The sequence below is a fragment of the Pseudomonas sp. MDV22-iso1 genome, from assembly GCF_058145095.1.
Map to the genome: position 1 here is coordinate 73,985 of NZ_JBYVMF010000005.1, position 13,771 is coordinate 87,755.

Annotated in this window: 10 protein-coding genes; 5 read left to right on the forward strand and 5 right to left on the reverse strand. The window is 56.5% G+C overall.

Annotation, left to right across the window (positions count from 1 at the left end):
- Positions 1 to 279 precede the first annotated feature (279 nt).
- From AC3ZVB_RS08200 to AC3ZVB_RS08215, 4 genes are all read left to right on the forward strand, one after another.
- Complete coding sequence (locus AC3ZVB_RS08200) at positions 280 to 672, forward strand: response regulator (RefSeq protein ID WP_490146275.1); 393 nt, start codon at positions 280 to 282, stop codon at positions 670 to 672.
- A 251-nt stretch (positions 673 to 923) separates the two neighbouring features.
- Positions 924 to 1,550 carry a response regulator transcription factor gene (locus tag AC3ZVB_RS08205; protein ID WP_162436339.1) on the forward strand — a complete coding sequence of 209 codons (627 nt, stop codon included), beginning with the start codon at positions 924 to 926 and terminating at the stop codon, positions 1,548 to 1,550.
- A gap of 8 nt (positions 1,551 to 1,558) precedes the next feature.
- Entirely contained in the window at positions 1,559 to 5,200 is a 3,642-nt protein-coding gene (locus AC3ZVB_RS08210) for a transporter substrate-binding domain-containing protein (RefSeq protein WP_490146276.1), read from the forward strand.
- 49 nt (positions 5,201 to 5,249) lie between these two features.
- Positions 5,250 to 8,195, forward strand: coding sequence for an HD domain-containing phosphohydrolase (locus AC3ZVB_RS08215; protein ID WP_490146277.1), 2,946 nt, complete (start codon positions 5,250 to 5,252; stop codon positions 8,193 to 8,195).
- Here AC3ZVB_RS08215 and AC3ZVB_RS08220 read toward each other — a convergent pair whose 3' ends face one another.
- Both AC3ZVB_RS08220 and AC3ZVB_RS08225 read right to left on the reverse strand, forming a co-directional pair.
- On the reverse strand, positions 8,196 to 8,678 hold the full coding sequence (locus tag AC3ZVB_RS08220; protein WP_490146278.1) for a GAF domain-containing protein: 483 nt from the start codon (positions 8,676 to 8,678) through the stop codon (positions 8,196 to 8,198).
- Positions 8,675 to 9,565, reverse strand: coding sequence for an ATP-binding protein (locus AC3ZVB_RS08225; RefSeq protein ID WP_194692969.1), 891 nt, complete (start codon positions 9,563 to 9,565; stop codon positions 8,675 to 8,677). The genes AC3ZVB_RS08220 and AC3ZVB_RS08225 overlap by 4 nt, the downstream gene beginning before the upstream one ends.
- A 178-nt stretch (positions 9,566 to 9,743) precedes the next feature.
- On the opposite strand from AC3ZVB_RS08225, the gene AC3ZVB_RS08230 reads away from it, so the two are divergent.
- On the forward strand, positions 9,744 to 12,065 hold the full coding sequence (locus AC3ZVB_RS08230; RefSeq protein ID WP_194692970.1) for a hybrid sensor histidine kinase/response regulator: 2,322 nt from the start codon (positions 9,744 to 9,746) through the stop codon (positions 12,063 to 12,065).
- Here the strand turns inward: AC3ZVB_RS08230 and AC3ZVB_RS08235 are convergent.
- The 3 genes from AC3ZVB_RS08235 to msrB all read right to left on the reverse strand — a co-directional run bounded on the left by AC3ZVB_RS08235 (position 12,049) and on the right by msrB (position 13,581).
- The gene (locus AC3ZVB_RS08235; protein WP_162436345.1) at positions 12,049 to 12,510 is read right to left on the reverse strand and encodes a MarR family winged helix-turn-helix transcriptional regulator; all 462 of its coding nucleotides are present in this window, start codon (positions 12,508 to 12,510) and stop codon (positions 12,049 to 12,051) included. The genes AC3ZVB_RS08230 and AC3ZVB_RS08235 overlap by 17 nt on opposite strands.
- Positions 12,507 to 12,992: a glutathione peroxidase gene (locus AC3ZVB_RS08240; protein WP_194692972.1), complete on the reverse strand. Its 486-nt coding sequence runs from the start codon at positions 12,990 to 12,992 to the stop codon at positions 12,507 to 12,509. Before AC3ZVB_RS08240 ends, AC3ZVB_RS08235 begins: the two co-directional genes overlap by 4 nt.
- A 193-nt stretch (positions 12,993 to 13,185) precedes the next feature.
- Positions 13,186 to 13,581, reverse strand: a complete 396-nt coding sequence (gene msrB, locus AC3ZVB_RS08245) for a peptide-methionine (R)-S-oxide reductase MsrB (protein ID WP_490146279.1) — start codon at positions 13,579 to 13,581, stop codon at positions 13,186 to 13,188.
- Between the last annotated feature and the right edge of the window lie 190 nt (positions 13,582 to 13,771).

Here is a 13,771-nt window from a genome sequence, read left to right on the forward strand (position 1 = left end):
AAAAAATTATTAATATTTTCACCTCATAATAATAAGCTTTAAAATTTCAATATTATCTAAACACTACCTCGAATAGGGCATCCGTCCTGCGAACTGTGAGAAGGCGACAAAACAGTCATTTCACCCTCTGAAGTGGCTGATCTGCCTCTCCCAATCCAAAAGCCCTCAACGCACACGGAAATGCCCTACGCCGCATGTCGCGCAGGCTGATCGATTGCAGGTAAGTACTGCGAAATAATCACGCTCCGTCTGCTCGTCGGATCAAGTGTGAGTAGTCCCATGAATAAAAAAAATTTACGCATCTTGGTAGTGGAAGATCATCCCTTTCAGCTTAGAGCGATTCAATGTTTGTTGGAAAGTTATGGCTTCAGTCAAATCACCCTCACCGACAGCGCGGCAGGCGCGATGCAAAAGATGCTCGGAGTGTCGTACCCTTTTGATATTCTGCTGTGTGATCAATGTCTGCCTGATCTGTCCGGCCTGGACCTGATAAAAATGGCGAGCGACTTAAACCTGATCAGCCACGCTATCCTGCTCAGTAGTCTGACACCCATTGAACTGGACGAACTTGCCAAAGAAGCCAACACTCTGAAAATTCCGCTCCTGGGTTGTTTACAGAAACCTTTGAAACAATTAGAACTTAGAAACCTGTTGACCTCTGCATACTTATAAAATATTTAAGCAGACACTCTGAAAAACGATTTCACATCAGTTTTTCAACCCCGCAACCTCACCACGACCAATGCACTTAACCCACTAAAACTGTATCTACATCAATGAAAAAACCAGTTGACGCGTAGTCTATTTCTTATTCCCACGTAGGAATTATCTGATATTAACCCTGTAGGTCTACCGGTTCATGCGACACCCAGACTATCTGAGCTAAGGTGCGCGCTTTATTTGCGCTCGTATGGGATTTGATTATGAACTCCGTTTTTATTGTCGACGACCACCCTGTTATTCGTCTCGCTGTCCGAATGTTACTGGAGCATGAAAACTTCAAGGTTGTCGGTGAAACAGATAATGGGGTCGACGCCATGCAGATGATTCGCGAATGCGTACCCGACCTGGTGATTCTTGATATCAGCATTCCCAAGCTGGACGGGCTTGAGATTCTTACCCGTCTCAACGCGATGAACTCGCAGACAAAGACGTTAGTACTCACAGCACAAGATCCGACTCTTTTCGGAATTCGCTGCATGCAATCCGGAGCTTCTGGATATGTTTGCAAACAAGAAGCCCTGAGTGAACTGGTCAGCGCCATTAAAGCCGTATTGTCAGGTTACAACTACTTCCCAAGCGCAGCCTTGAATCCGGTTCGCTGTGATGATGTACGTTACGCCGAACTCGAACTCTTCAAATCAGTCAATGATCGAGAATTGATGGTGCTGCAACTTTTTGCCCAAGGCCGTACCAACAAGGAAATAGCCAAGGGCATGTTTTTGAGCAACAAGACTGTCAGTACTTATAAAAAACGACTCATGCAGAAACTCAAAGCCAAATCCCTGGTAGAACTCATCGAGATGGCAAAACGTAACGCGTTAGTGTGAGAGACAGGATGCCTAGTCGCACAAAGCAATTTTGGGGATGGATGAGCGCAAGTTTATGCCTGATCACCTCAGTCCACGCAGCACAGCCCGAAAGTGAGGGGTATACGCTACTTAGTCGAACTCTGCCTGGACACCTGCAAGTCCAGTTGGATAGCTCACAACAAGCGTGGGCTGGCAGTAGAACGCAACTCGTCCTCGGAACATCAGCCCCCGACTATCCACCCTTCGATCTGACCATCAGCAGCCACGAATATGAAGGGTTCACTGCCGACTATGCAGGTCTTCTCAGCGAAACGACGGGCCTGCCGATTGAGGTCAAACGCTACGCTTCCCGGGGCGATGCAATCGAGGCACTGGAAAAGGGTGACATCGATCTTCTCGGTACCTCGAACGGGTTCGAGGCGCAAAACACTGACGTCGTACTGTCCATTCCATACGCGGTCGATCAACCGGTACTGGTGACCCGGGAAGGAGAAACAAGATCCCTTGCCGAAGGACTCGCCGGTCTGCGGTTGAGTATGGTTTACCACTATCTGCCAATGGATGAAGTGAAGGCGTTGTACCCCAATGCCATCATCACATCCTTTCCTTCGTTTCAGAATGCAATCAACGCTGTAGCCTTCGAACAGGCGGACGTCTTTCTCGGCGACGCCATCTCAACCCATTACATGATCAACAAGGGCTACCTCAACAACCTGCGCATGGCCAACTTCGGTAAACATGAAGCGCACGGATTCAGCTTTGCGGTCCACAAGAACAACCCGCAACTGCTCGGCATCATCAATACGATACTCACTGCCATTCCGAGCAGCGAGCGAGAGAACATTGCCAAGCGCTGGGGCGCAGGCAGTGACATTCTCCTCACCGATCACAATTTGCAGCTCACGGATCGGGAAAAAACCTGGTTGGCACAACATCCTGTGGTGCGCGTGGTGGTCAACGAGGCATACGCGCCGCTGTCATTCTTCGACAGCAATGGAAACTTGCGCGGAGTCACCGCAGACCTGCTTGATCTGATCAGAATGCGCACCGGCTTGCGCTTTGATATCCAGAGCAGCCGCAACGATGGCGAGATGATCAAAAAAATCAGCGACGGCCAGGCTGATCTGGTCACCGCCCTGCTTCCCAGCGCCCAGCGTGAAACTTCTCTGAACTTCACCCGCCCATTCCTGCAGAATTCCTTTGTGCTGTTGACACGAAAAGCGGTCGACAGCCCGACCCAACTTGAGCAAATGCAAGGTAAACGCCTGACGATCGCCCAGGGCAATCCGTTGGTGGAGTACCTGCGTCGTGACTTCCCCGGGATCACATTGATCGAAACCCCCGACACGTTCAGCGCCGTTGAAATGCTGGCCGAGGGGCAGGCAGACGGGACGGTGAACTCATTGGTGATCGCCAACTATTTCATCGCCTCGCGAATCTTCGAACACCCTTTGCAAATCAGCACCACCATCGGCACCCGGCAGGCCGCGTTTTCACTGGCAACAGCCCGGGAATCCGAAGAACTCAACGCGATCCTGAACAAAGCACTACTGAGCATCGCGCCGGATGAACTGGGCGTCATCAACAGCCGGTGGCGTGGCTATTCGGCCTCAACACAAAGCGCCTGGCGCAATTATCACCGGCTGTTCTATCAAATCGTCATCGGTGCCGGCGTGCTGCTGATGATTTCCGTTGCCTGGAACGCGTACATGCGCCGTCAGATAAAGCAGCGTCAGGCTGCCGAGCGCGCATTGAACGACCAGTTCGAATTCATGCGCTCGCTGGTCAACGGAACCCCTCATCCGATCTATGTGCGTGATCGCCAAGGCTTGCTGCAAAGCTGCAATGACAGCTACCTCGAAGCGTTCAACGCAAAGCGCGAAGACGTCATCGGTAAAAGTGTCATGCAGGGCAACCTGAGCAATGCATTTGAGGCACAGGAGTATCAGGCCGACTACCAGCGTGTCGTGGCACAAGGCACGCCGCTGGTGGTCGACCGCGAACTGCATATCGGCGGTCGCCGGCTGACGATTTACCACTGGGTTCTGCCCTATCGCGACTCGAGCGGCGAGGTGCAGGGCATCATTGGTGGCTGGATCGACATCAGCGACCGACGACAACTGTTCGATGATCTGCGCTACGCCAAAGAACGTGCTGATGAAGCAAACAGGGCCAAGAGCACCTTTCTGGCGACCATGAGCCATGAAATCCGCACCCCGATGAACGCGGTCATCGGCATGCTCGAGCTGACCCTAAAGCGGATCGAGCAGGATCATCCTGATCGTCCGGCCATCGATGTGGCCTACAACTCGGCGAGGGATTTGCTGGCATTGATAGGCGATATTCTCGATATCGCCCGCATTGAATCCGGACACCTGAGCCTGAGCCCGGAGCGCGTGAACCTGCGAGAAATCGTCGCGTCGGTGGTCAGGATCTTCGATGGACTGGCTCACCAGAAAAATCTCGAACTGTTGCTGGATTACCACCCCGCCAATCCGGAAATCGATGTTGTGCTGGACCCGATGCGCTTCAAGCAGGTGTTGTCCAATCTGATCAGCAACGCCATCAAATTTACGGATCACGGCCAGGTCAGGATCATCGTCATCCTCCAGCCGAGCGGCCCTGACGAGGTACGGATGCACTTGAGTGTCGAGGACAGCGGCATAGGCATCAGCGAAGAGGATCAGCAGCGATTGTTCGAGCCTTTTGCCCAGGCAGACAATTGTGCACAGGCCGGCCGGGTTGGCGCAGGGTTGGGGCTGATGATCAGCCGCAGCCTGTGTGAAATGATGGGCGGCAGTCTGCAATTGAGCAGCCAGCCGGGCGCGGGGACACAAGTTCGGGTTTCGCTGCGTCTCGCCACACTGGTACAGGAGCAGGTCTTGGAGCCGGTCGTCGAGGCACCCCAAGCCACGAGAATGCCCTTGAACGTTCTGGTGGTAGATGACCACCCGGCCAATCGCTTGCTCATGTGCCAGCAACTGGAATTCCTGGGGCACCGTTTCAGCGTCGCAGAGGATGGTGAAGCAGCGCTCGAAGCATGGAAGTCCGAGCCTTTCGACCTGGTCATCGCCGATTGCAACATGCCAGTCATGAACGGTTATGAGCTGGTCCGCGCCATCCGCCGCGAAGAACAGCGCGCGCACCGTTCACCCGTCATCGTTCTGGGATTTACCGCCAACGCACAGCCGGAAGAAATTGAACGCTGCAAACAGGCCGGTATGGACGATTGCCTGTTCAAGCCGCTGACACTGACGGCGTTGAGCCAATGGGTCGAAGGCATCAGTCCCGCGTTTAGCAGTGCAGCGTTCAGTATCGAAGGGCTGCAGCAACTGACGGGGGGGAACCCTGCGATGAGCTTGCGATTACTCACTGAACTGCTCAGGAGCAATCGCCTCGACCGAGAAGAATTGCTGGGTTTAACCCGGTCCGGTGACCCTCAGTCATTTCTCGATATCGCCCACAAAATCAAGGGTGCCGCCCGAATTGTCCAGGCGACGCACCTGATCGACAGCTGCGAATCGCTGGAAGAAGCCATTCATCAAGCCTTTCAACCTGACGTAGTGACCGATTGCATCCTGGCGATGGAGCGCGCCATGCTCGAACTTGAGCAGGCGTTGCAACACCAAATAAGGCAGCACGACAACAGCACAATGGTGGAGCGTTAACTATGCTTGGACGCTAAGCAGTGAGTTAAACCTTTTGGAGAGATTGGCAATGCCCAGCCCACTGCGCCCGGACCCGCGACGATTCCCCCTGCATGTCCATATCAGCGTGATGTTCACGTTCCTCCTACTGCTCACAGGCGTGGTGCTTGGCCTTTTCAATTACCACCAAACCACTCAGATCATTCTTTCGAGCAGTGAAAGGCTATTCGAACGTATCGAGCAAGACGTTCGCACGGATCTGAGTACCACGTATCAACCCATCCGCCATTTGTTAAGTCTGCTGGCGGACAACCCGGCGACCCAGACGGCCGATCTTGGGCAGCGCCTGGCATTGCTCAAGCCTTTCAGCCAGTCGCTCAAGGACAACCCAAACCTGGCGTCGCTGTATTTAGGCTATGCCAACGGTGATTTCTTTATGGTGCGCCCTCTGCGCGCACCCGACCTCAAAGCGCTTATCAAGGCGCCAGAGGCCGCGGCGTTTCAGGTATGGAGCATTGAGCGACACCTGCCTGACAGCCAGGCCCTCTCCCAATCGCTGTTTTTCGATCAGGACCTCAAACTCATCTCCCGTCAGGGCAATCCTGAAGAGTCTTACGACCCGCGAACCCGCGGCTGGTTTTCCAGCGCTCTCGCCGGCCAGGAACAGATCACCACCAAACCCTATATTTTCTTCTCCACGCACAATATCGGCACCACGCTGGCGTTGCGCAGTGGTGAAAACGCAGTCTTGGGAGCGGACCTGACCCTGGCCGAACTGTCGGCGACCCTGGCCAAGCATGTCGTGACGCCCAGCACTGAAATCGTGCTATTCGACGCCGAAGGCAACGCCATTGCGTACCCCGACAGCAGCAGATTAATCACCAATGATCAAACCGCGCATTTGATCAAAGCAGCGGATTTAAGCCCCAGTCTCGGCGCATTGCTCAACAATCCCTCCAGAGGCAACCGGCTGGACGTCGCTGGACGGCAATGGATTGCAGCGCGCAGCACCATGCAGGAAGGAGGCCCCGAAGGATTGCAACTGGCCTTGCTGGTGCCCGAGGACGAGCTGCTCGTGGATGCTTATCGCATGCGCTGGCAAGGCGCGCTGGTGACCCTGGCCACGCTGCTGTTATGCCTGCCGCTGGGCTGGCTCACCTCAAGAGTTCTGGTCAAACCCCTGCGTGCGCTGGTGCAGGAAGCCGATGCCATCCGCAGTTTCGACTTCAACTTTCCTGCCGGCAAGGGCTCTCCGGTCCTTGAGGTGGACCAGTTGAGTGTGTCGATGGCGCGCATGAAAGACACCTTGTCGAGCTTCTTCCAGATCACCGATAGCCTCAGCGCCGAGACCCGCTTCGCGCCGTTGTTGCAGCGGGTGCTGTTCGAGACGGTGAAAATCGGTCAGGCCCAGGCCGGCTTGATCTACCTGCGGGAGAACGATGGCGATCGACTCGAGCCCCACGGACTGGTCATCAACGATACCTCGCAGGCGTTGCTATCCTTCGGTATTCAGGGACGCGATCCCCAGTCTTTACAAAGCCCCGCATGGCTACGGCAACTTGCCCAGGCCAACACGCTCGTGACCAGCCTTGGTTACGAAGAAGCCGGTGATCTGAGCAAGGTGCTACTGGCGATGGAATGCCCTCGGGTACATCTGATCGGCATTCGGCTGCACAACCGTCACAACGAAACCGTCGGCTTGCTCATCCTGTTGTTGGCAGACAGTGGCAACCAGAGCGATCTGGAAAAGCTTCGCCCGGACCGCATCGCGTTTCTTCAGGCCGTTTCCGGTGCGGCGGCGGTATGCATTGAAAGCCAACGCCTGCAAACCAGGCAAAAACAACTGCTGGACTCATTTATCCAGCTATTGGCCGGCGCGATCGACGCCAAGAGCCCTTACACCGGCGGACACTGCCAGAGGGTGCCGGCACTGACCCTGATGCTTGCTCATGCGGCGGCTGCCAGCGAGGCACCGGCGTTCAGCGACTATCAACCGAGTGAAGATGAATGGGAGGCGCTGCACATCGCCGCTTGGCTGCATGACTGCGGCAAGGTCACCACGCCGGAATATGTGGTGGATAAAGCGACGAAACTGGAAACCCTGAACGACCGAATCCACGAAATTCGCACCCGTTTCGAAGTGCTCAAGCGCGATGCCTGGATCAGTTACTGGCAAGCCATGGCCATGGGCGGAGACGAGCAACAACTGGCCAAGCTGCGCGATGCGAGTCTGGCGGCGCTGGATGATGATTTTGCATTTGTTGCCCGCTGCAACCTGGGCGGTGAGGCGATGGCAGAAGCGGATCTGCAACGGCTTGGCAAAGTGGCGCAACGCAACTGGACGAGAACGCTGGATGATCGGCTGGGGGTTTCCTGGGAGGAAAACCGGCGACAGGCACGAACGCCGGCACCGAGCCTGCCGGTCAGCGAACTGTTGCTGGCGGACAAGCCCGAGCACCTGCTCGAACGCGCCGACAGCGAATTGATCCCCCCGGACAATCCGTGGGGGTTCAAGCTCGATGTGCCGCCTTACAAGTACAACCGGGGCGAACTCTACAATCTGAGCATTGCCCGAGGCACGCTGACCCGCGAGGAGCGTTACATCATCAATCATCACATGGTGCAGACGATCCTGATGCTCAGCCACCTGCCCTTCCCTGGTCACCTCGGCAACGTGGCGGAGATCGCGGGCGGTCACCACGAGAAAATGGACGGCACAGGCTATCCCAAACAGTTGAAGCGCGAAGAAATGAGCCTGCCGGCACGGATGATGGCGATAGCCGATATTTTCGAAGCCCTGACCGCTGCCGATCGCCCTTATAAAAAGGCCAAGTCCTTGAGCGAAGCGTTGAGCATCATGGCGATGATGTGCCGTGACGCTCACATCGATCCGCAGTTGTTCGAGCTGTTTATCACTGCCGAAATATATCTGCGCTACGCCGACCAATTCCTCGACCCCAGGCAGATCGACGCCGTGGATCAGGCAAGCCTGCTGGCAAAGGCAGGCTTGAGCTGATCAGCAGTCAGTCAGGCGCAGGAAAATCGCAGCCAACTGCTCGATGCCTGCCTGATCCTGGGCGGTAAAACGCGCAAGCTTTGGACTGTCGAGGTCAAGCACACCGATCAATCGGCCATCCTTGACCAGCGGCACCACCAATTCGCTGTTCGAGGCGCTGTCGCAAGCAATGTGCCCTGGGAACGCATGGACATCGTCTACCCGCTGCGTCTGCAACGTCGCTGCAGCCGCGCCGCACACGCCCCGGCCGAATGGAATCCGCACACAGGCGATCTGTCCCTGAAACGGGCCCAGCACCAACTCGTCGTTGCGATTAAGGTAGAAACCGGCCCAGTTCAAATCTTCCAGCTGATTGAACAGGAACGCCGAGAACTGCGCAGCGTTGGCAATGAAGTCCCGCTCATCCGCCAATAACGACTCCAGCTGCGCGTGCAGCATGCCGTAGCCTTCCAGCCCCTGGCCGCTTTGTTGTAAATCGATCATGCCTTGTGCTCCAACAGCTTGAGCCCGACCCAATAACGGGCAAATTGATAGGCGCAACGACCGTTGCGATTGCCCCGTCCCGTGGCCCAGCGGACGGCGAGAATCTCCAACTCTTCGTCGCGCTGCCACGCGAGCCCGGCCTTGTCGGCCAGTTGCCCGATCCAGTGCTCGACAACGTTGAGGAAGTGTTCCTGGGTAAAGGGATAAAACGACAACCAGAGGCCGAAACGATCCGACAGCGCGATCTTGTCTTCCACGGCTTCACTGGGATGCAGTTCGCCATCGACCCGCTTCCAGTTTTCGTTATCGCTTTCTTTTTCCGGCACCAGATGGCGACGGTTGGACGTGGCATACAGCAAGACATTATCCGGCGCCTGCTCGAGGGAACCGTCGAGCACGCTCTTGAGCACGCGGTAATCGCCCTCGCCCGACTCGAACGACAGGTCATCGCAGAACAACACGAAGCGCTGGGGCAACTTGCCAATCTGTTCAACCACCCGAGGCAGGTCTGCCAGATGATCACGTTCGATCTCGATCAGCCGCAGCCCGTTACTCGCGTGCTCAGCCAGCAACGCACGGACCAGCGACGACTTGCCAGTGCCCCGCGAGCCCCAGAGCAGCGCATGGTTGGCGGGCATGCCATCAAGAAATTGTTGAGTGTTGCGCCCTAGCTGCTCCAGTTGCCGGTCGACACCGATGAGGTCGGACAAGCGCATATCGAGGCTGACTTCAAGCGGCAGCAAGAAACCGCTCCGCCCTTCCCGCTGCCAGCGCGCGGCGAGGCAGGTTGTCCAGTCGATGGCTGTCCGAGGGGTCGGCAGCAGCGGCTCGATACGGGCCAGAACGGCATCGGCGCGTTCAAGAAAAGCATTCAATCGGGAATCCACGTCTTCTCCTCGGGCTCGTTCACAGTAATGATGGCGTTACAGCGACCCAACACAGCGTCCGGTTTGCGGTTCAGCCCTGGTTCATAGGCTTGCGAGAACTCTCGCGACAACAGCGGCATCCATGCATAGTCGGCTATGCTAGAGCGGCGAAGGGAAACGAAAAGTGGCTCAACACCCCATGGATATCAAATTCACCAACCGGCTGTCATACAAGCAAGCCAAGCTTACTGTGCTGGTGGGTTTCATTCTGGGTACGCTGCTCAGCCTGCTGCAAATAGGCATCGATTATGCCAGCGAAGACGCCTCCATCAACCGTGAAATCCAGACTTTACTGGAAATCAGTCATAACCCCGCTTCGCGCATCGCCTACAACATCGATGCGGAACTCGCGCAAGAACTGACACTGGGCCTGCTGCGCTCGCCCGCGATTATCGGCGCGCGATTGACCGACAACAACGGGACAGTGCTGGCCAACGTCAAGCGACCGGGGCTGCAAAGCAGTTATCGGGTACTCAGCGATACGCTGTTCGGTGCCAAGCGACAATTTGAAGACCGCTTGTACCTGGACCATTTACCGGCCGAATCCCTCGGAACTCTGCGTCTGGACGTCGACACGTACGCCTTCGGCAGCCGTTTTTTGCGCCGGGCGGAAGTGACGTTGTTGAACGGCTTCGCCCGCAGCCTCCTCCTGACCGGCATCTTGCTGGCGCTGTTCTACGTCATGCTCACCAAACCGCTGGTACGGGTGATCCGCGAACTCAGTGGCCGTGATCCGCGAAGTGTTGAACCGACCTGGCTGGAGTATCCATCAGGGCATAAAAACGATGAAATTGGAGTGCTGGTCAAAGTGGCCAACCAGCAGTTCGAGAACATCGCGACCGAAATCGAGCAACGCCGCAGCGCCGAAAACCGCCTGACCGACTACCTCGCTCAACTGGAAAACATCGTTTCGGCTCGCACCGCAGAGCTCAAGGCGATCAACGCGCGACTGAGCCAATCCAACGAGGAGCTGGAAGTCGCGCGTCGCACCGCACTGGACATGGCCGAAGCCCGCTCAGTGTTCCTGGCCAACATGAGCCACGAAATCCGCACGCCGCTCAATGGCCTGCTGGGAATGATTGCGCTGTCCCTGGATGGCCCGCTTAATGCCGAGCAACAGCAACAACTGTCGATCGCCCACGACTCCGGCAAAGTGCTGGTGGAGTTGCTCAACGATATCCTGGACCTGTCGAAGTTTGACGCGGGTCAGCTTGAACTCGAGCACATCCCGTTCGATTTGGGCGCGCTGATCGAAGACACCGCCAACCTGCTGTCCCAGAATGCCGCACCGAGCGTGGAGCTGACGTGTCTGATTGATCCGCACTTTCCAGCGTTGGTACTCGGTGATCCGACTCGAGTCCGGCAGATCGTCAGCAACCTGCTGTCGAATGCGCTCAAGTTCACCCGTTTCGGACGTGTCGATGTCCGTCTTTCGACCTTTCGGGATGGCGTCAGAATTGAAGTCTGCGACACCGGTATCGGTATCCCCCAGGACGCACAGGTGAAGATCTTCCAACCATTCACCCAGGCCGGCGCCGGCATTACCCGGCAATTCGGCGGTACCGGACTGGGTCTTGCGCTGACCTACAACCTTTGCGAGGCGATGCACGGTCGCCTCACCATCAGTTCGGAAGCGGGTTTTGGCAGCCAGTTCTGCGCGGACCTGCCGCTGCCTTGCCATACCCGTGCGCTGCCACCGGTCACGTTGCAGGGAAAGGTTATCGCCATTACCGCTTCCAGCAGTGGTCTGAACGAATTACTGAAAAACATATTGCCCGTCTGGGGCCTCGAGTATCAGCAGCGCTCAATCGACGACTCACTGATGGGGCTGAACCCTGATGTTGTCATTACCGATTGCCCCGAATGCCTGTTTGTCCTGCGCCCCACCTGCACCGCACCCATTCTGCTGGTGACGGCCTACGGCAGTTTCATGCCGATCGAAGAAGTCAGCGCCCTCGCCCCCTTGCAGCAACAAGCGCGTCCATTGGCGCGTAATGCCCTTTTTCAGACATTGCGTCGGGTGTTGCAGCCGGAAATCAACATCCTCAACGATGCCCGACTTGAAGCACTCACCCCCCTGCGACGCGGGCGCGTACTGCTGGTGGAGGACAATCCGGTCAATCAGTTGGTGGCCAAGGGCATGCTCGTAAAACTCGGCTGCGAGGTCATCGTCGCCGCTCATGGCGCTGAAGCCCTTGATCAGTTGGAGCAGCGCGATTTCGATCTGGTGCTGATGGATTGCAACATGCCGGTAATGGATGGGTACGAGGCCAGTCGGCAAATTCGTCGTAGCGGACGCTGGCCGCAATTGCCGATTGTCGCCCTGACCGCCAATGCCATGTCCGAAGAACGCGAGCGCTGTCGCGCAGCGGGTATGAGCGATTACCTGGCCAAACCTTTTCGCCGGGAAGAACTGGCCGCGCTGCTGGACCTGTGGATGCCTGCTACGACAACGCCTTGATTTGCTCCAGCAGGTGATCAAGGCCATTGCGCAGGTCGTGCAGGCGGTCCAAATCTACACCACTGTCGCAAAGCAGCCGGGCCTTGAGCGGCCCGACCTGTTCACGCAACACCTTGCCTGCCGGAGACAAACTCAGGTGCACCTCACGCTCATCGCGCGATGAACGCTGACGCTGAACCAGTTCCAGCTGCTCGAGACGCTTGAGCAACGGTGTCAGCGTCCCGGAATCGAGGGCCAGGCGTTCGCCCAACGCCTTGACGGTCGGCTGCTCGGGCGCTGTTTCCTGCCATTCCCACAGCACCAGCATCGCCAGGTATTGCGGATAGGTCAGCCCCAACTGATCGAGCATCGGCTTGTAGGCACGGATCACTGCCCGGGACGCGGCATACAGCTTAAAACAGACCTGGCTGTCGAGCTTCAGGAAATCGACCGGCAGTGAACTCATTTGAGCAAGGCTTCAATCTCGCGGCTCAAGTCCTGCGGCTTGGTCGCGGGAGCGAAGCGCTTGACCAACTGGCCGTCCTTGCCGATCAGGAACTTGGTGAAGTTCCATTTGATGCCTTGGGACCCCAGCACGCCGGGTGCGCGTTTTTTCAGCTGCACGAACAACGGATGGGCGCCTGCGCCGTTGACTTCGATCTTTTTGAACAGTGGAAAGCTGACACCGAAATTCAACTCGCAGAACTCGGAAATCGCCCCTTCATTGCCAGGTTCCTGCTTACCGAACTGGTTGCAGGGAAACCCGAGCACGACCAGGCCTTGATCCTTGTAGGTTTGCCACAGTTCTTCAAGCCCCTTGTATTGAGGGGTGAAGCCGCACTTGCTGGCCGTGTTGACGACCAACACCGCCTTGCCGGCGAAGTCTGCCAGGGTCTTTTGCTCACCGGTAATGGTGGTGCAAGGGATGCTTAACAGGTTGTTGGTCATGGTTTTCGCTCTGGATGCCGGGAAGAGCGATAAAGATAGTTTGCAATTGAATTGTGTGCAATTCAATAAATCGATCTAACTGACCGAACAATCATTTTGGCGTAGGAGCTGCCGAAGGCTGCGATCTTTTGATCCTCGTTTAAAGAGCAAAGTCAAAAGATCGCAGCCTGCGGCAGCTCCTACGGGGCTCGCATTACTCGCGGGGTACCAGGTCCAGACAGACCGAGTTGATGCAGTAGCGCAGGCCTGTCGGCGGTGGACCATCCGGAAACACATGACCCAGGTGCGCATCGCATTTGCCGCACACCACTTCGGTGCGAATCATGCCGTGGCTGACATCTCGGATCTCGACCATGGCGCTGTCACCGATGGGCGCGTAAAAGCTCGGCCAGCCGCAGCCCGAGTCGAATTTGGTCTTCGAATCGAACAGCGGCTCATTGCAGCAGATGCAGTGATAGACACCGTCTACCTTGCTGTCATTGTACTTGCCGGAAAACGGACGTTCGGTGCCCTTGAGACGGCAAACGTTGTACTGCTCCGGGTCGAGCATCGCCTTCCATTCTTCCAGGGTTTTTTCCAACTTTTCCATTGTCACACCTCAGCAGCTGAAAAAGCCCGATCTGTACCTTTTCCACGGATCGGGCGGCACGTATGATTGCGCCTCGTCAAACGCCAGTCTGGCAGCCAGACCACGCGCATTCAAACGGATTTATGGGTGCTGCATCTCAAGGCGTCAGGCCTGTGTGAATACGCAGGATTCCCAGTACGGTAGTTCACAA